Source organism: Pectobacterium sp. CFBP8739, from assembly GCF_013449375.1.
In the GTDB taxonomy this organism is placed as follows: domain Bacteria; phylum Pseudomonadota; class Gammaproteobacteria; order Enterobacterales; family Enterobacteriaceae; genus Pectobacterium.
Window position 1 is genome coordinate 105,684 of record NZ_JACDRR010000005.1, and the last position, 23,567, is coordinate 129,250.

Consider the following 23,567-nt stretch of genomic DNA (forward strand, 5'->3'; position numbering starts at 1 on the left):
GTCGTGGTGTGAACGTGCAGCGAGATACATGTATTGCTGTGTGGAATCTGAAAAGAATGGGTTCCCCCACGTGAAGTCATCGGAGCAGGCCGAATTTGATGGCGGATTGGGTGAAATGCCGTTACTTATTGCAATTACGGATTGCAATAACTTGCAATTTCGAGCTGTGGGCGTTGGCAAAAAATGGCACGATAAAAGACAAGTTAAAAAATAACTGATTATAAATCAGAGTGATAAAAACAATTCCGGGCTGGCACAGGGCTTGCTCTTCCGTTTTTGCCAATAGGGCACAACAACGGAGAGTCAGCAAATGGAAATGTCTACCCTGAAACACATCGAACCGACCCCTTCGCTTTACCCAGCGCTTGCTGTCGATTGGGAACAGGTGTTTCGCCAACACGGAAAGAAATTGCATAACTTCATCCGCAAACGCGTTAGCAACCATGACGACGTTGAGGATTTACAGCAAATGACCTATCTGGAAGTGCTCAAACATCAGGATAAGTTTGCGGGAGCATCGCGGCCGGAGACATGGGTGTTCGGCATTGCCCTCAATCTGGTGCGCAACTATTTCAAGCAGGCACGACAGCGCGCGCTGGAAATGGGGGATGAGATGCTGGAACACATCGCAATAGATCTCGATCCCGGTGCTATCACCGAAAGTCAGCGGGCACTGAAACGTGCAATGGATGCCATCGTCTCACTGCCTGAAGATACCCGTCAGATGCTAATGCAGTTGCTGGATACCGATGCCAGCTATCAGGATCTCGCGTTGCAGTTGGAGATCCCCATCGGTACGGTGCGGTCACGGCTGTCTCGTGCCCGAGGTGCGATCCGTCAGGCTGTTGAGTCCTGACGGCGTTTCACGGGACGAAAGGATGTGTCTGCACCCACCGTTTTTCACTGACTGATGTGGTAACCGCCTTGTCCAAGGTGGCGGTTGCCGTTCAGTGAGTGGGTCACACGTCGTGATATCAGGTCGCATTGATGCCATTGCAGGGTTTCCTGTCCATCTTCTGGAATGTTGAGACGCCGTATTGCGCTACCTGCACGGCGGGTGGCTGCACATGTGTCTTAATTCACAATAAGGAGATGGCAATGATGTTCACCCAACCTTTTCGTTCCGATGAGAAAACCAAGGCTCCCGAGTTGGAGCTGGTGGATTTTGCATTTGGCCGCATTAAGGACGCGATTTATATCGTCAATGAAGATCAGCGTTTTTGTTACGTCAATGAAGCGGCTAGTCAGACGCTGGGCTACAGCATTACGGAATTCATGCATCTGAGCGTTGCCGATATCGACCCGTTCTGGAGCGCCGAACATCGGTCACCGGACTGGTTACAGGCGTATGAGTCGGGCGTGGGTACCACGTTTGAAACCCGACACCTCACCCGCTACGGCATGACTATTCCGGTAGAAGTTAATCTCACACATTTCCAACACAGAGGACGTAGCTACAGCATGTGTGTCGTCAGAGATATCAGGGAACGTAAACATATTGAACAGCTAGCCTATGCGCGAGAGCAGGAATTTCGTGCGCTGGTTGAGAATACGCCGGATTTGATTATCCGCTTCGATCCCAACTTGAATTGCCTGTATGCCAATCCCGCCAGTTTGAAACATCTGGATTTCACCGTAGAGCAACTTCGCGGCCGTATGATTACGGAGTTAATGCCCGGTGTAGGGTGTGCAATCCGTATGGAACAGCTGGTGCAACAGGTGGTCGATACCCGCAGCAGCGCGGAAGGCGAGGTCATGGAGTCGCGGGGGAGAGGCGATCAACGTCATCAGAGTATTCATCACATTCGCTGCGTGCCGGAATTTGATCAGCATGGCGCACTGGTGTCGATTCTGACCGTCGGACGGGACATTACCGCGATTCGGTATGCGGAGAAAAAACTGGCTGATTCGCATATGCAACTGCGCTTGCTGGCGCGCCAGCGTGAGATTTCACGTGAGGAAGAACGTAAGCATATCGCGCAGGAAATTCACGATGAACTGGGGCAGCATTTGACCACGATCCGCATGAGCCTGTCGCTGATGCGCATGTGTTTTGCCAAAGAGAATCCTGATATGCAGACGCATTTGCAAAAGCTGATGCAATTAGCCGACCAGACGATTCAGGTGGTGCGTAACGTATCGACCCAGCTTCGTCCCAATGTATTGAATATGGGGCTGACGCCCGCGCTGGAATGGTTGTGTGATGAATTTAACCGGCACTACAGCGCAACCTGCTTGTTGCGCACGCTGGGGGAGCCGCTGGCGCTCAATGACGAAAGCACCACGGCGGCTTTCCGCGTCGCGCAGGAGTCATTGACTAACGTGGCACGCTACGCCGCGGCCACACAGGTGATCATCACGCTGGATAACCAGCAGGACTGCGTGGTGCTGTGCATTAAGGACAACGGTAAAGGATTCAATTCCCAGGCAAAAAGTAAAAATGCTTTCGGGCTCATGAGCATGAAGGAACGGGGGCGCATGTTGGGAGGTGAAGTCATTATTGATAGCGCGCCGGGGAAAGGCACGTTGGTGCAGCTAACGTTTCCTAAAAATGGCTATATCCGTTAATGACGGAACAAGAACAACAAAAAGGAAGAAATGAGCGATGAGCAAACCAATACGTTTAATGATCGCAGACGATCACGTCATCATGCGTGAAGGGCTCAAGCAGATCTTCGCGCTGGATGCGTCGCTGAGCGTCGTTGCCGAAGCGGGAAACGGCGCGCAGGTGTTGGCGCAGCTGCGCAGCGTGAAGCCCGATTTGCTGCTGCTGGATATGTCGATGCCCGGTATCAGCGGTGAAGCGTTGATTTCACGCGTGGTGGCGCAATATCCGCGTCTGCCGATTCTTGTACTCAGCATGTACAGTGAGGCGCAAATTGCGCAGCATGCGCTGAAGAGCGGCGCCAGAGGTTACATCACCAAAGACAAAGATCCAGAAGCCCTGCTGGCGGCGATTCGACGTGTGGCACAGGGGGCTCGTTATATCGATCACACGATTGCCGAGCAGTTGGTGTTTGCCAACTACACGGAGGGTGGCAGAGCCGAGCACGATGTACTCACGGCCAGAGAGCACCAGATCATGATTATGTTTGCGCAGGGGATGGGCATTAATGCCATCGCCAATGCGCTGGCCATCAGCAATAAAACGGTTAGCACTCATAAGGCACGTCTGATGGAAAAAATGCAGTTCAGCACCAATGTGGAAATTGTGAAGTATGTCGTCAGTAAGAAGCTGATTCCCTAGCAGCGGGAACCTGCTGCGAAAAGGAGAAAAGATAAAAGGGATTCAACAGTCGGTGAATCCCTTTGCTGATGCTTACATTTTCCTAACGATATCTTTTCGTTTTCCTGCGTGTTATGTGAACAATTAGTTGGTTGTTTTTACTTGCTTTGATTGTTTTTTGTAGGCATTTCCCTACAAATTCCTCTGGAATTCCTACCTGATGTTCAGCGATGCCTGATGGTTTCATTATTCAATGACGGTAATGCTTGTCATCGTTCCACTGGGGAGACATCGGTGTGCGTTATGCGGAGAAACGTCACGGATGATCGGTGGGCCTCACGTTATGGAAGGCAGTCAGTTAGCCCGTTTGGGCTCCAGGAGTAGTCAATGAATAATCATTACCGTCAGGACAGACAGCACGATTCATCACCTGAGCATTTATCATTCGATCATTCACCCGTAGAGCAGGCGTCATCAGCAGATCGTCGGTCATCATTCGACTATTCCCTACCGCCGCCGCCTACGGCTGATGATATTCACTCATCGCTGTCACCCATCATCAATGTTATTGCTCCGCTTAATGTCGACATTGTGCTGGAAGGTGAAACCGGCACGGGCAAAGACACGCTGGCGAATCGCATTCATCGACTGTCAAAATGTAGCGGCCCTCTGGTGGCGGTGAACTGCGCCGCCGTGCCGGAAAATTTGGCCGAAAGCGAACTGTTCGGCGTGGTCTCCGGTGCTTATACCGGTGCGAACCGCTCCCGCGCCGGGTATCTGGAAAGCGCGGATAAGGGAATTCTGTTTTTGGATGAGATCGACAGTATGCCCATGACGCTGCAAGCTAAGATGCTTCGCGTGCTGGAAAGCCGTGGCGTAAAGCGGCTGGGGAGCACTCAGTTCACGCCCGTTGATATGCGTGTGATTGTGGCGACGCAAACGCCGCTGCTGCAACTGGTGGAAAAAGGGCTGTTTCGTCGCGACCTTTATTTCCGTCTTGATACGGTAAAAATTCAATTGCCGACGTTGCGCTCCCGCAGTGATCTCATTCTGCCGCTGTTTCAGCGTTTTAGTCAGGAAGCGGCAGCACGCCTGAAAATGACGCTGCTACCGATGACGGCAGACATTTACGAGCAACTCCTCACCCACAGTTGGCCGGGTAATATCCGCGAGCTGAAAGCGGCGGCGGATCGCTGGGCGCTGGGGTTGTCGCCTTTGGCAGAAGTTCAGCCGCTGTTGCACCCGCGTCCTTTGCAACTGAAAGATCGGTTAAAGCGGATCGAAAAATTTCTGATTCAGGATGCACTACGCCGGCACGACCACTGCATTGACGATGTGATTGTGGAATTGGGGATCCCCAAGCGGACGCTTTATCACCGCCTGAAAGTGCTGAACGTCACGGCACGAGAGAGGTGTGCTGGGGGCGGGGAAGCCTGTCAGGCATGAGGGCAGGCTCTCCGTCGTTTACGGAGCGGGGTATGGTAACCAATGATGGCAGGCCGACTTTTGCCAGTTGGCCTGCGTTCAGGTTACACCGTCTCTATCGGCATTTTTTCTATCGGCGGACACGGGTAGTGATGGATATTAGGGAGATCGTGCAACGCCACCGCCTTACTGAAATACCATCCTTGCATAATCGCCGATGGGTATTGTTGCAGGATGTAGGCCGCTTGCTCACGCGTTTCTACCCCTTCGATGATCACTGGGACGTCGAGCTTTTTGATAAGGGTAAATAACAAATCCGCCATGGCGGCATGAACCGAGTCTGTGCCGATGGCGTCGACAAAAGTCTTGTCGATCTTGATCATATCGAACGGTAAATGGCTCAGATAGTCGAGGTTGGAATAGCCCGTACCGAAATCATCAAGCGCGATCTTATAGCCGGAACGTCGTAGTGCCTCAAGGCCATCTGCCAGCGTCTTATGAGATGTACTCGACCGCTCGGTGAGTTCCAGCATAATGCGCGTTCTGTCTATCCCCAGTTCGTCACACATTTGCTGGAGGAAGCGGTGATAATCGGGCGACACAATGTCGGAAACAGACAGATTAATGCTGAGAAGAAAAGGGGTTTCCTGCGTGAGGTACGGCTGCATATCACGCAGTGCCTGACGCGTAATGATGCGGGTTAGCTCATCTGAATAGCCCATTTCTTCCGCAATATTGATGAAATATTCCGGCGACACGCTGTCGCCGCGTTCATTTTTCCAGCGAGCTAAGGCTTCTACGCCAATAATGGCCCGCTGGGGCAGACTGATTAACGGCTGATAATGTACCTGAAGGCGCTGATTCTTGATCGCGCGTTTTAGCTGCGATGGTAAAGCATGGTACCGATCGTCATAGAGCTGGTAGGACAGGGTAAAACTGGCACCGATGAGTGCCCCGAGAGAAAACAGGGCGGCGATGATATACCAGGGGCGATACAAGATACCTGCCGAATCCAACTGCGCCAATACGCAGATATTCCGGTCTGGCGCACAAAAAAATGTCTGACGTTTTCCTATGGTCAGCCACGCGTTATGCGGCTGTGGTGTCTGTTTAAATGCGGAGAGGTCGATATGGCCAAAAGTCTGATAGACATGACCCAGATTACGCGTGAGTAGCACCGCGCTGTATTCGGCTGGAGGATGAATGAAGCGGCGAAATGCAGCGGCAGCAGTGATCGTGACCACGCCGTGGAGGCTGGCCATATCGGCGGTAATACGTGGATCCACCACGTCTTTCATGGCGGTCCATAGCTGCACGCCCTCTGGCGTCGTCAGGTTCGGCGGCAGCAGATAAATCGGTGGGTTAAGAATGCCCCAGCCCGCAGAACAGATGAGGTAGTTGTCTTTGATACGCCCGATATCACGCAGATAAACGGAGTAAAAGGAGATCAGGCGTAATTCTTTCAGGTCGGCGCTGGAGCACGGCGCGTTGTTCAGCGTCAGCACCCGGTTGATGGTTTCCCTGCCTTCATTCGCGACGGCGATGCCCTGATCGAGCACCTCCTGGCTATATTGCTGCAACTGCGTTTGTTCCAGTCGGGCTAAAATGCCTTGCCCAATAAACAGCGCCAGCACCGCGCTGGCAAACGAAATCAAAACAAGTCTGAACCACAATCCGGTATGGGTAGTTAAGTTGGGCATAGCGACCATTTGGCTGCGTGACGGGAATAGTGCGGCATAGGTTCAGATATCGCATCCTTGCCAGTGACACAGCGTAAAACGCTCCTGCAAATCAAAAACAACATACGGCCTTTCGGTCAGGTAATAACGATTTTTATTATTTTAAAAGAAAACCTATGATAACTAACGGCCGGAAACATAGGTAAAACTAGGCTAGTTCTTCCTCTTGAATGACCGTTGCTGAAAGAATTTCCTTTCTGTTGGAACTCTCTGACCCGCTCTCCCACTTAATGAATGAACAAGATGACTGTATGTACAGCATGACAGTTCACCACCGTAAATATTCATTATATTTGGAGATATATCATGGCTTTAGGACTTTCTCAGGTTGCATCTCAGGCGGCTTCTCAGACTTTGGATACCGCGATGGCCGGTTCTCTGACGCGTGCAGCTGGCGCTCAGGCACAGAAAATTGCGCTGGATACGGAAAACTCCATTCTGGATGGTCAGATGGATTCTGCGTCCAAATCACTGAACTCCGGGCAGAAAGCGGCGAAAGCTATCCAGTTTTGATTGTGAGTGAACGAGCCGGAGCCTTGCTCCGGCTTTATTTTATCCGTCCGCGATGGAATCCACACCATGAAAGTTAATCATGCCACTACGCTGTCTCTGTCGGGAGATGCTCCGCTGGCGAACAACGGCACGTCTTTTTCCTTCTCCGCCAATAATCAGGATGTTTCCTGGTTTAGCGCGGCGCTGTCGTCAGCACCGGTGACGGCAGAAAACGGCAACAGCCAGTGGCTGGGCGCGCTGGCGGAAAAATCTCAGGGACTGAACGGCGTTTTTAAATCCGCCGAACGCGATGTGAGCCAGTCGATGCGCTCGAATAATCCCAAAGATGTACTGGATGCGACCCGAACGCTGTCATCGTTCTATCTGGAAAGTCTGCTGAGCGCCAAACTGGTGGCGAAAAGTGTGCAAAGTCTGGAAAAACTCACCAACTTACAGTAGCGGCCTATGAAAATCGATAAGCGAGTGTTTCTTCTGCTGATCGGGCTATTGGCTGGCTGCGGCGAGCCGATTGAGCTGAATCGCGGGCTGTCGGAGAACGATGCCAACGAAGCGATTTCGATGCTCGGTCGCTATCAGATCGGTGCGGAGAAACGGGTAGACAAAACCGGCGTCACGCTGGTGATCGATGCAAAAAACATGGAACGTGCCGTCAATATCCTTAATGCGGCGGGTTTACCGAAGCAGTCGCGTACCAATCTGGGCGAGGTTTTTCAGAAAAGCGGCGTGATCTCGACGCCGTTGGAAGAACGCGCCCGCTATATCTATGCCTTATCGCAGGAAGTGGAAGCAACGCTGGCGCAGATTGACGGCGTGTTGGTCGCGCGGGTGCATGTAGTGCTACCTGAGCGTATCGCTCCCGGCGAGCCGGTTCAACCCGCCTCGGCGGCGGTGTTTATCAAATACCGCGCCGAACTGGAACCTGACGGGATGGAACCACGCATTCGCCGCATGGTGGCCAGCAGCATCCCCGGCCTGTCCGGTAAAGATGATAAAGAGCTGGCTATCGTCTTTGTTCCGGCCGAGCCGTATCAGGATACGATCCCCGTTGTCACGCTGGGGCCATTTACGCTCACACTGGATGAGATGCGGCGCTGGCAGTGGAGTGCCGGATTGTTCGGTCTGCTACTGGCCGGGCTAGTAGGCTGGCGCGTTGGCACGCCTTACCTGCGGCAATGGCAGCAGAAAAAAGCGGGGGCATCGTCGTCACAATGACAACACAAGCACAAGGCTCAGGACGCGAATCAGGTGACGCCGCCGCGCTGACATGGCTGAACTGGTGGACAACGGATTGTCTACTACAAGCCGATCCCAGTTGGTGGCGCGGGAAGGTGAGGTTGCCTGAGTCGCCGCAGCGGCACGATTGGCTGTACGTGAATGCGGCGCAGCTTCATCGCCATTTTTCTTTGCCGCAGCGGCTGCCACCGGACCCGTTTTCTTCACTGATGCACGTTTCACTGATGCAGATCGGGGCGTTGGATACGGCGCAGCGGGAAACGGTATTGCGCCTGATGGCGCGGGTTTGTCAGCCGACACGTCACGTAGAGCGTGATGATGCGGAGGGTATCTGGTGCGAGCGCTTGGCAAAGGCGCTGCGGCCGGGTTTATGGTTACCGGCTTCGATCACTTTTTCGACGTCATCGCCGTCGATGCCACTGATCGTTGGCTATCAGGATGCGTTGCTGCTGCTGCGTACCCGCTATGGTGACGCGTGCTGGCCGCATCTGCGGCTGCTTTTTCCACGTGATGGGTACCGCGACGGCGAAAATTGTGACCCTGTTCCGACGGTGTCCGTGCCCGCAGCCAGACTTAATGCGCTGTGCGATGCGCTGATCTGGAAAGCGTCTGTACCCGCCTAGATTTCTCATACCGATCGCTTTTTACCCCCCCCCCCTCCATTTCACTTAGCAAGGAAGAACGCAGCATGTTGATGACGAAGACGTTTGTGACATTACCCGGTGCCAGCCGTGATGAGACGGTGATTATTCCGGCCGAGCAGGTCGCGGCGCATCGGCATAGCCGAACGCTCTGGGATGAGGCCAATGCGCAGGCTGAGACGATCGTGGCACAGGCGCACGAACGCGCCAAAACGCTCTGCATGCAGGCGGTAGAAGAGGCGGAGGCGGCCTTCTGGCAGCAGGCCAATACGTTACTTCAGGGCATTCGGCAAGACAGAACGCATCTGGAGAAGATCGTGATTACGCAAGCGGGGCAATTGTTGCGCGAGGCATTGGCGCAGTTGCTGGATAAAACGCCAGCACCGTCGCGCCATCATGCTTTGCTGCGGCAGTTACTCAAGCAACAGCAGGGGGAAAACCGAGGAACGCTTTACTGCCATCCGACTCAGCTTGCCGATGTGCAGAACTGGCTGGAGGCGCACGCGCATCTGGAATGGCGTCTTGCCAGCGATGAGGCGCTGGAGAGCGATGCAATGAAGTTGATAACGGCGCATGGCGTGATGTCGCTGAGCTGGCGGCAGGCGGTAAAACAGCTCATGCCACTGGAATATCCTGCCGCGATGTAACACGGCGGCTGACAAAATTGCAACTGACAAGGGGAACTGCACGCCGAGGTTAGCCACTCACTATCAGGTCAATAACCCACTAGGTTAACGACCAAAACGTCAGGTCAACGACCAAACCTGTGTTGTGAGAAAATTACCTTATGAGGAGAGCGTGCGATGTCCCTTAACCCAATCCAGCGTCGTCTTGACGCGCATCTGGTCGATTCACAGAAACAACTGGATGATATTGCGCTGAATGTTGCCGAAGGTGGCGCCAGTCAGGCGGATAGCTACGCCTTTTTTGAAGCCAGCATGGACTATTCCAATGCCAGTTGGGCGGTCGGGCAGTTGCTGAGCGTGAAGCACGGTCTGGCAAAGGCCATCATCAATGACTTCAACTGAGTTGGCCGCGATGCTGGAGCATTGGCTAAACGGCGGGACGCCGACGCTGAAGCTGGAGATTGACGGCGGCGCGGTGGCGATGGTGCGGCAGTCATCGGGTGTAGCGTGTCGTGCGGCCATTCCGCTGCGTGTGTTGCCAGATGAGCCGATGCTGGCGCGCGCATTGCAACTGGCCGATGCCGCTCACGCTCAGTTTCAGGATGACACCGCCGTCCTGTCGCTCTCACCGCAGGACGAACAGTTCTGGCTATGGATGCGACCCGATGCTGACGATGTCATGCAACTCTGCCGCAGCTTGGAAACCTTACTGAATCAACGGGATGTCTGGCTGAGTCTGCTCACGCCGCGGGTGAAAACGTCCGTTTCCGCTCCACTGAATCTGAACACGCTAGCTTTTTTGCAAGGAGAACGACATGCGTAAGGGACTGAAGTGTCATCGATCGTATCGCATTTTGCTGGTGGCCTATCGCTGGTTTTGCTGGGCGGTGGTGCTGATCGGGATTATCCCGGTGAATGGGATGATTTCACTGGCACACGCGGCCACCCCCGCCGACTGGAATAAGGGGGCGTATGCGTATTCTGCCGAACAAACGCCGCTGTCTGCGATTCTGACGGATTTTGCCAACAGCCACGGTGTGGATTTGGTGTTGGGCAATATCGCTGACAATGAGGTGACGGCGAAAATTCGGGCGGAAACCCCCGCGCTGTTTCTCGACAGACTGGCGTTGGAGCACCGCTTTCAGTGGTTTGTCTATAACAACGCCCTGTATGTCAGCCCGCAGGATGAGCAAGCATCGGTGCGTCTGGAGATTTCCCCCGATGCCGCGCCCGATATCAAACAGGCGCTCAGCGGTATCGGGCTGCTCGATGCACGTTTCGGCTGGGGGGAATTGCCTGAAGAAGGTGTGGTGCTGGTCACCGGTCCGCAGGCGTATATCGATCTGATCCGTAATTTCAGCCAGCAGCGCGAAAAGCAGGACGAACGACGCAAAGTGATGATTTTTCCGCTGCGCTACGCCTCGGTATCCGACCGGACGCTGCAATATCGCGATCAGAAGGTCACCATTCCTGGCGTCGCGACCATTCTCAATGAACTGATGGATGGTCAACGTGCGGCACCGGCGGGTGCCTCGGGGCCGATGCCTGTGCAGCCGGATACGGGCATGGAAGCGATGCGGGACAGTACGCGTTCGTTGATGACTCGGCTGGCCACCCGTAATAACCCAGGGCGCAGTGGTGAAACGTCGGCGCGAGTGACGCTAAGCGGCAAGATTTCCGCCGATGTGCGCAATAACGCGCTGTTGATTCGGGATGATGAAAAACGTCGGGCGGAGTATCAGCAGCTCGTCGAGCACATCGACGTACCGCAGAATCTGGTCAACATTGACGCCATTATTCTCGATGTGGATCGAACCGCCCTGTCGCGGCTGGAAGCGAACTGGCAGGCGCAGCTCGGCAATGTGAGCGCGGGCAGCACCATGATGATGGGGCGGAGTACCCTGTTTGTCAGTGATTTCAATCGCTTCTTCGCTGATATTCAGGCACTGGAGGGGGAGGGAACGGCCTCGATTGTTGCGAATCCTTCCGTGTTGACGCTGGAGAATCAGCCCGCGATTGTCGATTTCAGCCGGACGGCGTTCATCACCGCGACGGGGGAACGTGTCGCGGACATTCAGCCGGTGACTGCCGGCACCAGCCTGCAAGTGACGCCGCGCGTGGTGGGCGAAGGGACACAGCGTAGCATCCAATTGGTTATCGATATCGAAGATGGTCAGGTAGAGACGGGGCGAGAAGGAGAGGCGTCGGGCGTGAAACGAGGCACGGTCAGCACACAGGCGCTGATTGGTGAGAATCGTGCGCTGGTGTTGGGTGGTTTCCACGTTGAGGAGAGCGGTGACCGCGATCGTCGCATTCCGATCCTCGGGGATATCCCGTTGTTGGGGAAACTGTTTACCTCGACGCGTCATGAAGTTTCCCGTCGTGAACGTCTGTTTATCCTGACGCCGCATCTTGTCGGCGACCAGACCGATCCCACACGCTACGTTTCCTCCGCCAATCGGCAGCAGTTAAACGGCGCAATGAACCGCGTCGCGCAACGCAACGGTAAAACGGATCTCTATAGCCTGATTGAAGGCGCCTTTCGCGATCTCGCCAGCCGTCAACTGCCTGCCGGATTTCAGACCGGCAACAACGGCGCGCGATTGGGTGAGGTGTGTCGCTCGCAGTCGGGCCTAATCTACGACAGTTCGCGCTATCAGTGGTACGACAATGGTCAGGTACGCCTGAGCATCGGCGTCGTACGCAATGGCGGAACACAGCCACAGCGTTTTGATGAAGCTGCTTGTGCCAGTAGCCGTACGCTGGCGGTCGCTGTCTGGCCAAAAACGACGCTGGCACCGGGGGAATCCAGCGAAGTGTTTCTGGCGTTGCAGCCTGCGCTCGTTTCTCAATCCGCCCGACGCCCTGTACTGACATCCCGATAACGGCCTCCACATTAACCAAGGACATTCTCATGAACGAAAAAGCACTGTCCGTCGTGCTGCTCGCGCTTTTGCTAAGCGGCTGCAATGCACCGCGGCAGGCCACTCACTGCGCTTCCGTCACCTGTCGTCCGCAGCCGGAAACGCGACAGCTCATCATCTGGTGGCAACCCGATCTGCGCAGCGGCCCGACGGATTACAGCAGGGTCAGCGTGGATGAATGAGCCAGCGGCGGTATTCGATAATCAGCATGACTTCTTCACGGCACTGGAAACCACCTCAATGGCCTGTTGGTTAGTACAACCAGGTGTCACGCTGTGGTTTACGGCGGTGTCGGTGCGGCAGGCGGTGCTTATCTTAATGCTGGCGCCTGCCCGACATTATCCCGGAATGCTACGGCAAATTTTACAACGCCGCTTTCTGGAGGCGGATGCACTGGTGGCCTGTAGCCTGAGCCTAGATGAACAGCAAAATCTGCGGTTACGCCGCACATTATCCACAGTAAGTGAGTCGGTCGCGGCGCTCGATGAACTCTGGCGCTTGGCTGGTTTACCGCCGCGCTGACGGGTGAAAAAGTCGTGTGTTTTCGTGCATAAGACGGGAACCGGACAGACAGGAAAATCACTTAATAGGGGAGTGTCACAATCACGCGGGTTAACCGCACATCCATTGGCGCTTTTATAACCCATTTACTTATTGAGGAAACATTATGCTTAATTCTCTTGGTGGCGGTACTTCTCTGCAAATTACGATCAAGGCGGGCGGTAACGGCGGTTTATTTCCATCTCCGTCTTCACAAAATGGCGGCTCGCCATCGCAGTCGGCGTTTGGTGGCCAGCGTAGTAACATCGCAGCACAGCTGTCCGATATTATGACGACCATGCTGTTCATGGGCAGCATGATGGGGGGCGGTCTGGCCGGTGGACTTGGCAATAGCCTCGGCGGTTTGGGCAGCAGTTTGGGCGGATTAGGTGGCGGCTTGCTGGGCGGCGGTTTGGGTGGCGGTCTCGGTAGCAGCCTTGGCGGCGGTCTGGGCAGCGCACTCGGCGGTGGGTTGGGCGGGGCGCTGGGTGCCGGTATGAATGCCATGAATCCATCGGCCATGATGGGCAGTCTGCTGTTTAGCGCACTGGAAGATCTGCTAGGCGGCGGCATGTCGCAGCAGCAGGGGGGGCTTTTCGGCAACAAGCAGCCAGCGTCGCCGGAAATTTCCGCCTACACCCAAGGCGTAAACGATGCACTGTCCGCGATTCTGGGCAACGGTCTGAGCCAGACGAAAGGGCAAACTTCACCGCTGCAACTGGGTAATGGCGGCCTGCAAGGCCTGAGCGGGGCGGGTGCATTCAATCAATTGGGCAGCACGCTGGGAATGAGCGTTGGACAAAAAGCCGGTTTGCAGGAGCTGAACAACATCAGCACGCATAATGACAGCCCGACCCGTTACTTCGTAGATAAAGAAGATCGCACGATGGCGAAAGAAATTGGTCAGTTTATGGATCAATATCCTGAAGTTTTCGGTAAGCCGGAATACCAGAAAGATAACTGGCAGACGGCGAAGCAGGATGACAAATCCTGGGCGAAGGCGCTGAGCCAGCCGGATGATGACGGCATGACCAAAGGCAGCATGGATAAATTCATGAAGGCGGTCGGTATGATCAAGAGTGCCGTTGCGGGGGACATCGGTAATACTAACCTGAACGCGCGCGGCAACGGTGGCTCATCTCTGGGTATTGATGCGGCGATGATTGGCGACCGTATCGTCAATATGGGGTTGCAAAAGCTCGCCAGCTAAAACAAAAACGATCGGGAGCAGGGCGGAAGCGCTGCTCCTTGTTATACATTATGCCGACATTATTGTTGCCTTAAGCTGCATTCGCATCGCTTAAGCCAATTTTTCCTTATCCCCCGCTATTTATTTTAATAATTTCATCGAGATGAAATGAGAGGCATCTTCTCCCTCATTGGTTTATTTAATGAATGATTTTTTAAAGCGCCATTGATTTTCACTCGATATAAAGTCACGCCCATGATTATTATTGTCATCAATTGTTGTGGGTTAATTGCAAAGTGTTGATAGTTAATATTAAAAATCAAATTATAAAAATAAATAAAAATTACGTTTTCTTAACTTACGCCTAAGGTTTATTCGCTAAATTACCCTCCGATATCACAGATAAATTCATAGTCTTTTATCAGGTTGATTTTATTTATCACATTCCCGTGATTAAGAATAATATATGGGGTGATTTATGAGCGTTTTCAAGAATATGAAACTTGCCACCATGCTCGGTACGGGCTTTGTTCTTGTGTTGGGTATTAGTCTGCTCATTGCGCTTTATGGGCAACTTCAGCTCAAGCAACAAAGCGATGCTACAGAAAAGCTGGCCAGCAACCAAATAGAAAGTTTATTGCTGATACAGGAACTAAAGGATAATCTGAATAGTACCGCAATTGCGGTACGTAATCTGACATTATTTACTGCACCAGAACAAATAGAGGCGGCAAAACAGCAGATTAATGAAGATTCGATCAGAATTACCGACGTTCTAAAACGTATCGCTGAACGGGCAAATACGCCTCAAGAAAAAGCACTGCTTGATTCTATTAATCAGGTGCGACCGATAAGTCGAGCAGCCTCGCAAAAAGCCATTTCACTCAGTCTGGATAACAAACTTGACGAGGCCAAGAGTGTCATCATCAACGAAGTTCAGCCTGCCCAGATTGCCTACTTTAAAGTTATCAATGAGCTTCTGGCCTACCAGAAAAGTGATACCCGCCAATCGGTAAATGCAGCCAGCCAGTCCGCTCAAACTGCGGGTATTCTGATGCTGACTTTTACGGGAGTCTCAGAAGTGCTGGGTATTGCTATCGCCTGGCAGATTACCCGTAGAATCAAAAAGTTGTTGGGCGGCGAACCTGCATATGCCTCCGATATTGCTCGTCAGATTGCTAGCGGAAACTTGGCTATTAATGTCGAACTGCAACCGGACGATACCACCAGTTTGCTGGCAGCCATGAATGAAATGCGCGTCGGGCTGGGCAGGATTGTGCAGCAGGTTCATGACAGCAGCGCCTCCATTTCAACGGGATCGAGCGAAATTACACTTGGCAGCAATGACTTGAGTCGGCGCACCGAAGAGCAGGCCGCTAGCGTACAGCAGACTGCCGCTTCCATGGAGCAGATCAGCCAAACTATCCGCCAGAATGGCGACACCGTTCGCGAAGCGGCACAGCTAGCCAACACGGCTAGCCAGCACGGCTAGCCAAACGGCGATCAAAGGCAACGATGCTGTGCACAACGTCATCACGACCATGGACGATATTAGCTCCAGTTCCCGTAAAATTGGCGACATTATTGCCGTGATTGATGGCATCGCCTTCCAAACGAATATTCTCGCGCTTAACGCGGCGGTTGAGGCTGCTCGCGCCGGTGAACAGGGGCGTGGCTTCGCGGTGGTGGCAGGAGAAGTGCGTTCTCTGGCGCAGCGTTCGGCCTCTGCTGCGCGTGAAATCAAAGCACTTATTACCAGCAGCATGGAAAAAGTCGAAAGCGGCTCCCGATTGGTGGCACACGCGGGGGAAACGATGACAGATATTGTCACTCAGGCACAGCATGTCGCCGAACTGATTAGCGAAATCGGCGTTACCACTCAGGAACAGGAATCCGGTATTTCACAAATCAATCAGGCTATCTCCCAGATGGACAGTATCACGCAGCAAAATGCCGCGTTGGTTGAAGAATCCGCGAGTGCGGCGGAGAGCCTGAACGATCAGTCGGCGAAGTTGGTGCAACTGATGAGCGTCTTTACCATTCAAAGCTTGCCAGAGGCCTCGTCTTCTCGGCGACAACCTCACGCAGCCCCAGCGTTAAAAAAACCGAGAACGTCTAAGCTGGCGCTGGCAAATACTGGCAACAGTGACTGGGAAAAGTTCTGAATTCTATGCGAGATAAAAAAAGCCAGCACAGGTTTCCCTGGCTGGCTTTTCCCCGGTGTGATATGGCGCAGGTATTACCGTTGACGCACCGCAATAAAACGATCGGCGATCAAACGGGCGACCCAGAACGAGGTCTGCGCCACATCGCTATGTAGCCCGTTCTTCGTGTGGATGTCGGCCTGATGCAGAAAATCCTGTTCCAGTGAATCCACAAAGGCGTCGAACTCGAACTCACCCCGTCGCAGTGACCCTGACTGGCTAAGTACGGTATTCAGCTGTGCTCTCACCAGATGGATAGCCTGAGTGAAGGCTTCACGTTGAGTCGGCGTAATGTACCCGCCTTGTCGGGCGAGATCCGCCCAGCGAGTAGGGGACTGCGGTGTCATGGTGTTTGGCATCTTAATTCACCTGCAAGTTAGCGGAATCCGGCACTTTGTAGTGATTATTGACATTCGTCAGGTTGATATTGCTGCCTTTGACGTTCAACCCTTCACTGTCGCTTTTCACAAACGAGAATTTGCCGTTTTCTGCGTCAATGTTGCTCAGGTTCAAGTTCCAGTTACCCTGTTGCCCACCGTTGGTGCGAACGAACGTACCGAAATCTTTCGCTTTGAAATTATCGATGGTCAGGTTGGCATCCGCGTTTAACTGGAAGATCTTATCGGCAGCACCCTGAGCGCTACTGTTAGTGATTTCCACGTTAGCAGGTTTACCGGTATTGGATTTCACCGTCAGCGCATCTTCACCCACGTTGGTCCAGTGTACGTTATCTATTTTGGCATCGCCGCGAACGTGTACGCCATCCGCTGCGTTATCACCAAACACCACGTTTTTGAGGGTCGCGCCCGGCGCCAGCTCAAATACCGGTTTCTGGCCTTCAGCCTGGCCACCGTCGCCTAGCTTGCTACCTGCCGTGAAGGTTTTACCGCCGCCGTCAAAGACTTCGCCGGGGCCGACTTTAATGGTTTCATTTACTACGGTGGCATCACCGCTGGCGGTTGGGAAGGAGACTGGGCCAGCTCCCGCGGTTGAAGCGGCAGGCGATGCAGCAGAACCCCCACCAATACCGGCTGGGGCGGCCGTTAGTGGTGCAGACGTACCGCCGCCGTTACCGCCAACGGGTGAAGACGGCGCTGACGGTGCAGCAGGCGACCCGCCGCCGCCGGATGCAGCCTGTGGCGCGTCCACTGATGGTGATCCACCACCTTGCGATTGACCGCTACCTTGCGGCTGGCCGAATTCACCTTTCTGTGAATCCATCAGATTGCCGATTAATTCCAGCAGCGCTTTTAACAGATCGTTACCGCTCAATTGGCCGCCGCCGTCTGCCGTTGGGCTGATGGCATTATCTAATGCACTGCCAGCCGAATCTTGCAGCAGGGAACGACTCAGATCTTCTGGATTTTGCGTGCCGCCTGCGCCACCCGTGCCGGATGACCCTGCCAGCGGTGAGGCTCCACCGTTGCCGCCTGCCGCCCCCGATGAACCGGAAGACAGGGGATTTCCCGCTTCCTGCCCGTTTTTACCCGGAATCAGCGCTTCCAGCAGTTTCATCAGCATATCGGCAGGGCTCCCGTTTTGTCCTAACGCCGAGCTTCCGCCGTTGCCCGCGCCAGACTGGCCCAGCGGGCCGCCATCGGTTGAGGACGGCGTATTGCCCTGTGCATTAGGCAAGAGCGCGCTGAGCAGGGTGCCCAGCGCCTCCATGAGCTGGCTATCTTGCTGTGCAGAGCGTGGCGATGCCCCGCTATTGCTGCCTGACAGCGGGGAATTCAGGCCTGTTGAGGACAGGCCTGCGCCGGGTTGTATGCTGAGCGTAATCGTCATATCAGCCATAACATCTCCTTGAAAGTGAATCGTGATGGGTTATTAACAGGCTTACGTCTGTTGTGTATTAAGTGAGGAGAGGCGTGATGTGGTTCCCCGTCAGGGAAGAGAAAGATGATGGGAACCAGAAGGGGAAAACGACCACTTAACCGATACGTTCACCTCATCACCTTTGGAACTTGTTATGCAGAAAATCCAGCATGTTCAGCCTGGTCTGTCCATTTCGGAGATTGCCCCCACCACGTTAGCTAAAACCTCGTTATCGCAGGGCAGTAGCACCAGTGCAAGCCAGAAAGGCGCACAATCCCTGATTCAGCAAGGTTTGCATGATAAAAACAAACCACCAGAACTGGAGCAGGGAAGCCACAGCCAGGTGAAAAGCCAGGACGCTCGGTCGACCACTCTGCGAGAACTCTTTTCATTGGAAAGCGCGAGCCAGCGTTTACCGCACGTGCAGCGTGAGTCGCTGGCGTCCGGCGGGCCGATCCAAAGTCTGCCGCGTTTTGCCGCTACCGAGGCTACTGAGATCAACATCCGTGTCAGCGGTACCGCTACACCTGCGGCTAAAGCCGATATCACGCTGGACAGCCACGGTAAGCTTCAGTTTGGCAAGGGCTTGCCGGAGGCGCTGACCACGCTGTTACAACAGACCCTTGGGAAGAATAGCCAGCCGTTCGTGGCCCATCATGAAAATCAGGATGCACAGCAGCATGCGCTAGCCGACAAGTCAGGACGACTGTTCGTGATCCAAAGCGATGAAAATCAGCATATTGCGCTACACAGCAGCGGTCGCAGCGCGATGCCAGCGGGTAAATCTGGTGTAAGTAACGTACAGCTAGAATCCACGCCAGAACGTATTTCTCTGACAGCAACCTCGGGCGAATCTACCAGCCTGCCGCTATCCGGGCGCATGAACCATGAGCTGTTGACCGGTGTTCATCGACAGCCCGATTCTGCTTCAGGCGCTGGCGAATCATTACGCCTGCATGACGACAAGCTCTTTGCGCTGAATACCGAGTTTGGCGTCTGGCAGCAAAGCAGCGATGTCCCCCACAGCCAACTGTCTCGGCAAGGGGATGGCCAACTGTACGCGGTCAAAGATAACCACACGCTGAGCAACCTGTCGTCGGGCAGCGCGTCATCAACCTTCAGCGATAAAATTACCGCGTTCTCTGCCAACCAGAACGGTCAAACCGCCGTGTTGACCGAGCAGGATCATCTTACGCAGCTGCATCTGATGAGTACGCTGGATGCCACGCCGCAGCCAGTGGATCTCAAACTGGACAGCGGCGAACCGGTGTATGCGAAGGCGGTGGGGTTAACCGCAGAACACCTGCTGATTGCGGATAATGACGGCAAGCTTTACCACGCACCGCTGCCTGAGGCGGGTGAACCGCACGTCACATTAACCCCGGCCAGCACGCCAGAACTGAATGCGGTGCTGGGCGACGACCACCGTATTACCGGATTTGCTCACGATGAACACGGCCAGACGCAGGCGCTCGCCACCGATCGTCAGGGGCAAAAACACGTTGCGCCTCTGGGGCAAAATGGGGTGTCCCCCACGCCGGGGTGGAACCTGAGCGATAGTCTGGTGGTGGATAATAAGCTGGGTCTGACCACGGCAGCACCCGAGGCGAAAGACACCTTAGATCTGGGGCGACTGGGACAGGTCGGTCTACAGGAAGGCAAAGTTCATTTTTACAACGGCAATACCAAAAGTTGGGAGGCATCCAGCGTTGAAGCCAGCCAACTGAAGCGCGGACTGGACAATCAGGCTTACACGCTGAAAGACGGTGAAATCACGCCGCTGTCCATTAACCAGAAATCAGACTCGTTTACGCACGGCGACAACACCGTGTTTACGCTGCCGCAGGTGCGAATGACACCGTCTGCGGGCACCGCGCTTCCTGGTATCGCGAAGGACGATGGCGTCTCGGCGATGGCGGTGCTCAACCGTAATAAATTTATTGCTGTCGATAAGCAGGGCGACCTGCATTTCCACCAGATCAAGCCAGGCACGGATAAACTCGCAGCGCCACCGCTGGCGCTGCCTAAAAATGGGTTGTCCGGTGAGATTCAGGACATCACGCTGGATCACCAGCAGACGCTCTTCGCCTTGAACAAAGATGGGCAGCTTTTCCAACTGCCGAAAGCTGACTGGCAAAATGCGGCGAATCATGACACTGCCCAATGGCAGCCGGTGAAGACGCCGATTGAGGGGAAAATCAATTCGCTGGGTACGGATGCGCAGCATCATTTGCAGGTGGCACATGATGATCATGAGCTTCATACCCAGCAAGGCAACGTGTGGAAAACGACGGTGCCGAAAGGGGAAACGCCATTACCCTCGGAAGCGCGTGCCGCAGAAACGGTGTTTGGCCGACTAGATGTCGCGACAAAAGGGACGAAGATACCGTTGACCGGGGTCACGGTTAAAGCCGATGTTCAGGTTCTGGGTAAAACCGGCGAAGAGTCACAGCAGGTGAAAAGCAAGCTGTCAGATTTGCTCAGAGCGCATGTTGTCTCATTCACTCTGGACGTGCCACGGCCGTTAAAAACCTTTGCTGACCACGTTCAGCATCAGATCAACGGGCGTGAAGGGCTGAAGCCCATTTATGACATGCAGACTGAATTACTGAAAAAACTGGATGCCACGACGAGCCAGCCGCAGGGCGCGGCGATGGATCTGGAAAGTAAGATCGACCAGTTGGATCTGGGCGAAAAAGGGAAACCACTGGTGAATCTGCTCAAACAGTTCCAGACCGAACTGGAAAGCAGCTCGGCCAAAGCCGCTTTACTTATCGGTAGGCAACAAGGCGTGGTGAACGATAACGGTGTCATGAATACGGAAGGCAAGCCTGCCAGCGTGCATGGCAGAGAAAAAGATCTGGCTCCGGTGCTGTTGGCGGCGATGGAAAACCATCCATCATCGAAAACGAGTACGGCTAGTACGCTGCTCAAAACCTTTGTAGACAGTAAAACGCCGATTGCGCAAAAGCCGAATAGCGACTCATTTAGGCAGCAGCGGGATACCAGCGATCCCCTGTCGCTGGCGAAAACGCGATTGGTACTGGATACCTTGGTACTAGGTGATTTGCATAAGCTGACCGATCGCATCGGTACGTTATCCGGCACATCGCCGGGTGAAACGGAACTGGCCTCGATGATGAAGGAACTTAACGCGCTGCGGCAGGGAGAGTACGGCGACAATCCGGTGAAGAAGATGACCGATATGGGCTTCACCAATCATAAGTCGTTGGAAGCGGATTACGACGCAGTTAAAACCTTTATGAAGGCGTTCAGGAAAGAGGAGAACGCGGTCAGTGTGACGTCGAAGACCGTGATGCAAGCGGCCAGCCAGACGGACATGATCGATAAAATGAAGGCGACGGTTCTGTCGCTGGACAGCAACGAAAGTATCGCGTTTAACCGGACCTATGGCGGTGGTGCATCCATGTCGTTTGTGGTCAGCGGCACGCCACTGCCTTTCCCTCCGGTGCCAGGCGGCGGTGTCAGTGGTGAGCGAAATTACAATCTGAGCTTTTCTCGCGGTGAAAACGGCATCAATGTCGCTTTCGAGCGCTCGGGCGGGATCACTGGGAAAGTGAGCTATTCCGGTGGGTATGACGTCAGCGAGTATCTGGTAGGGAAAACCTCGGCGCAGATGACGCAAAACATTAATAGCAAACACAGTTTTGCACCGGATGTTCGCGCCTCATTCGGCGTATCTGCCAGCCTGCAAATGGCGCAGCAAAATGCGCTGAACTTTACCCTCAGCGAAGAAGAACTACCCGGATTTATTGACGGCCTGTCGAGCGGTACGATCAACCCGCTTGCCCTGCTGGATAAAGGGGAGCAGCACAGTGTGAAGGCGGGTAAAACGGTCAGCTTCAATCTGGACAGCAACGCGGCGCTGGAGCTGCGCGGCGGCATCAATCTGACAGAAAAAGGCGCGGCGCCAACCAGCGCGACGCTGCGCGGATCCGTCGGCCTGACGGCCAGTGCCAACGTGCTGTCTGCCACCAGTTCGTCCAGCGTCGCACAAGGTGAAAAATCCACAACTTATACGGAATCCGACAACCGCCTGCGTTTCATGAATCAGGCCGCGATGGGGGCAAATGCGACTCTCAGCGCGGGGGCTGCCAGAAACACGCCGGAGGGCACCGTCCCGTTCTTCACCTCGGCCAGCATCGGGGTGAATGTGGCGGCCGACTCGCGCACGAACCAATCGATCAGCCTGGGCATGAAGAAAGCCGAGCCGCTGGAGAAGAAGGACATCGACGCGCTGACGAAAACGCTGAACGCCGCATTTAACGATCCGGCCAGCCAGCTCTTGATCGATGGCGCGAAAAAAATAGCGGAGCCGGACGATCAACTGGCCATCCTGAATGCGCATTTTGCGGATAAAACAGCAAAAACTGACGATCAGCATCAGGGATTGATGAATTTGCAAAAACTGAACGTGCGGCAGGAGGTCGCACAGCGCGACGGGGCAACGCTGGATAGCGTCAAGCACACGACGTCCTACACCAATCTCAGCAAGTTGACGGAAAACGGGTTGTTCCAGGTCATCGGTAACCATTTGTTTTCTTCACTGCCACCGAGTAACGCCGATCGCATTAATCAGTTGATTGCGGACAATCCGGCGCTGAAGGACATCGTGAGCCGTTTGCAGGATAGCGACCGAGCGTCGGTGACGGTTTCGCTAGAGCTGAAAGACGATGTGCGGGAAAAGATCGAGAAGGGCATTCAGAACAAAACGCACGGCAAGGATGATGTGATTGCGCTGTTTAAAGACGGCAATAATTTACGTCTCGCCAGCATTGACGTTTCGCAAACGGTGAAGAAGATCGAAGGATTCAATACCCCTGCGGTCATCATCAATGCCTCAAGCAGCGCGGGCGTCAGCATGAATAAACTGCTCGGCAGCGTCAGCTTCAGCTACGGACAAGATCAAAATGTACCGCAAAGTTACAAACTGGGCGGTGAAATTGCAAAGGCCAATCCGGCTACCGCCAGCGCCTTGCAGCAACTACAGCAGGAAGGCCTGCAACTTAACAGTTAATGGTAAAGCGTAAAGGAGAACAGCATGACACCGACACAACAGCATATTACGCGTCTATTACGTCATTACGGCGCGCATAGTCGTACTCCACTGGGTTTGCAGGATGGCATCTGTGCATTGCGCGAACCTGACGGGCAGGAGGCGGTGGTGTTGGAAGTCCCCGCCAGCAGCAGTGTACTGCTATTGCACAGTGATGTGATGCGATTTCAGGGGGAAGTCAGCACCGCGGTTTATCAACTCATGCTGATGCTTAATTTTGAAATGGCGGCGATGAAAGGCTGCTGGCTGGCGCTGGATGAGAATTCGACACTACGCTTGTGCACGCAGCATAGTGCAGAATCGCTGGACGAATCCGATTTTACCGCGCTATTGCCCGCATTTATCAGTCAGGCAAAAGAAACCCGGCTGCTGATTCGCGGTTTATTACCTCGTCTCATGGCAGCTTAACGCG

20 protein-coding genes and 1 pseudogene are annotated in these 23,567 nt (G+C 54.2%); 18 read left to right on the forward strand and 3 right to left on the reverse strand.

Annotation, left to right across the window (positions count from 1 at the left end; translation table 11 throughout):
• Positions 1-310: 310 nt before the first annotated feature.
• From H0247_RS01250 to H0247_RS01265, 4 genes are all read left to right on the forward strand, one after another.
• Positions 311-856, forward strand: coding sequence for an RNA polymerase sigma factor (locus tag H0247_RS01250; RefSeq protein WP_180740890.1), 546 nt, complete (start codon positions 311-313; stop codon positions 854-856).
• Between the two features lie 242 nt (positions 857-1,098).
• Positions 1,099-2,568, forward strand: coding sequence for a PAS domain S-box protein (locus H0247_RS01255; protein WP_180740891.1), 1,470 nt, complete (start codon positions 1,099-1,101; stop codon positions 2,566-2,568).
• 37 nt (positions 2,569-2,605) lie between these two features.
• Entirely contained in the window at positions 2,606-3,247 is a 642-nt protein-coding gene (locus tag H0247_RS01260) for a response regulator transcription factor (RefSeq protein ID WP_180740892.1), read from the forward strand.
• 366 nt (positions 3,248-3,613) lie between these two features.
• Complete coding sequence (locus H0247_RS01265; protein WP_180740893.1) at positions 3,614-4,672, forward strand: sigma 54-interacting transcriptional regulator; 1,059 nt, start codon at positions 3,614-3,616, stop codon at positions 4,670-4,672.
• Positions 4,673-4,755: 83 nt separating this feature from the next.
• Here the strand turns inward: H0247_RS01265 and H0247_RS01270 are convergent, their stop codons facing one another.
• Positions 4,756-6,351, reverse strand: a complete 1,596-nt coding sequence (locus tag H0247_RS01270; protein WP_180740894.1) for an EAL domain-containing protein — start codon at positions 6,349-6,351, stop codon at positions 4,756-4,758.
• 345 nt (positions 6,352-6,696) lie between these two features.
• Between H0247_RS01270 and H0247_RS01275 the strand changes: the two genes are divergently transcribed.
• The 12 genes and pseudogenes from H0247_RS01275 (at position 6,697) to H0247_RS19740 (ending at position 16,221) form a co-directional block, all read left to right on the forward strand.
• On the forward strand, positions 6,697-6,903 hold the full coding sequence (locus H0247_RS01275; RefSeq protein WP_009112561.1) for an Hrp pili protein HrpA: 207 nt from the start codon (positions 6,697-6,699) through the stop codon (positions 6,901-6,903).
• Between the two features lie 66 nt (positions 6,904-6,969).
• On the forward strand, positions 6,970-7,341 hold the full coding sequence (locus H0247_RS01280) for an EscI/YscI/HrpB family type III secretion system inner rod protein (RefSeq protein ID WP_180740895.1): 372 nt from the start codon (positions 6,970-6,972) through the stop codon (positions 7,339-7,341).
• A 6-nt stretch (positions 7,342-7,347) separates the two neighbouring features.
• Positions 7,348-8,115 (forward strand): type III secretion system inner membrane ring lipoprotein SctJ, encoded by a 768-nt coding sequence (sctJ, locus tag H0247_RS01285; protein WP_180740896.1) that lies wholly within the window; start codon positions 7,348-7,350, stop codon positions 8,113-8,115.
• Positions 8,112-8,759, forward strand: a complete 648-nt coding sequence (locus H0247_RS01290; protein WP_180740897.1) for a type III secretion protein — start codon at positions 8,112-8,114, stop codon at positions 8,757-8,759. The genes sctJ and H0247_RS01290 overlap by 4 nt, the downstream gene beginning before the upstream one ends.
• 65 nt (positions 8,760-8,824) lie before the next feature.
• The gene (gene sctL / locus H0247_RS01295) at positions 8,825-9,424 is read left to right on the forward strand and encodes a type III secretion system stator protein SctL (protein WP_180740898.1); all 600 of its coding nucleotides are present in this window, start codon (positions 8,825-8,827) and stop codon (positions 9,422-9,424) included.
• Positions 9,425-9,580: 156 nt separating this feature from the next.
• Positions 9,581-9,805, forward strand: a complete 225-nt coding sequence (locus H0247_RS01300; protein WP_015840423.1) for a type III secretion protein HrpF — start codon at positions 9,581-9,583, stop codon at positions 9,803-9,805.
• Positions 9,792-10,226: a type III secretion system chaperone gene (locus H0247_RS01305; RefSeq protein ID WP_180740899.1), complete on the forward strand. Its 435-nt coding sequence runs from the start codon at positions 9,792-9,794 to the stop codon at positions 10,224-10,226. The genes H0247_RS01300 and H0247_RS01305 overlap by 14 nt, the downstream gene beginning before the upstream one ends.
• The gene (gene sctC / locus H0247_RS01310) at positions 10,219-12,288 is read left to right on the forward strand and encodes a type III secretion system outer membrane ring subunit SctC (RefSeq protein WP_180740900.1); all 2,070 of its coding nucleotides are present in this window, start codon (positions 10,219-10,221) and stop codon (positions 12,286-12,288) included. Before H0247_RS01305 ends, sctC begins: the two co-directional genes overlap by 8 nt.
• Positions 12,289-12,317: 29 nt before the next feature.
• Entirely contained in the window at positions 12,318-12,509 is a 192-nt protein-coding gene (hrpT, locus tag H0247_RS01315; protein WP_180740901.1) for an HrpT family type III secretion system protein, read from the forward strand.
• Positions 12,502-12,849 carry a type III secretion protein gene (locus H0247_RS01320; protein ID WP_180740902.1) on the forward strand — a complete coding sequence of 116 codons (348 nt, stop codon included), beginning with the start codon at positions 12,502-12,504 and terminating at the stop codon, positions 12,847-12,849. Before hrpT ends, H0247_RS01320 begins: the two co-directional genes overlap by 8 nt.
• Before the next feature lie 145 nt (positions 12,850-12,994).
• Positions 12,995-14,077 (forward strand): harpin HrpZ family protein, encoded by a 1,083-nt coding sequence (locus H0247_RS01325; protein WP_219606575.1) that lies wholly within the window; start codon positions 12,995-12,997, stop codon positions 14,075-14,077.
• A gap of 457 nt (positions 14,078-14,534) precedes the next feature.
• Positions 14,535-16,221: pseudogene (locus H0247_RS19740) on the forward strand (methyl-accepting chemotaxis protein).
• Between the two features lie 74 nt (positions 16,222-16,295).
• Here the strand turns inward: H0247_RS19740 and H0247_RS01340 are convergent.
• Positions 16,296-16,619, reverse strand: a complete 324-nt coding sequence (locus H0247_RS01340) for a DNA-binding protein (protein WP_180740904.1) — start codon at positions 16,617-16,619, stop codon at positions 16,296-16,298.
• A 1-nt stretch (position 16,620) separates the two neighbouring features.
• Positions 16,621-18,057: a pectate lyase gene (locus H0247_RS01345; RefSeq protein WP_180740905.1), complete on the reverse strand. Its 1,437-nt coding sequence runs from the start codon at positions 18,055-18,057 to the stop codon at positions 16,621-16,623.
• Between the two features lie 175 nt (positions 18,058-18,232).
• Here H0247_RS01345 and H0247_RS01350 point away from each other — a divergent pair, with 175 nt between their 5' ends.
• Together H0247_RS01350 and H0247_RS01355 are read left to right on the forward strand one after the other, a co-directional pair.
• A complete protein-coding gene (locus H0247_RS01350; protein ID WP_180740906.1) occupies positions 18,233-23,116 on the forward strand; it encodes an AvrE-family type 3 secretion system effector in 4,884 nt (1,627 codons plus the stop codon).
• A gap of 24 nt (positions 23,117-23,140) precedes the next feature.
• Positions 23,141-23,563: a type III secretion system chaperone gene (locus tag H0247_RS01355; RefSeq protein ID WP_180740907.1), complete on the forward strand. Its 423-nt coding sequence runs from the start codon at positions 23,141-23,143 to the stop codon at positions 23,561-23,563.
• Positions 23,564-23,567 lie beyond the last annotated feature (4 nt).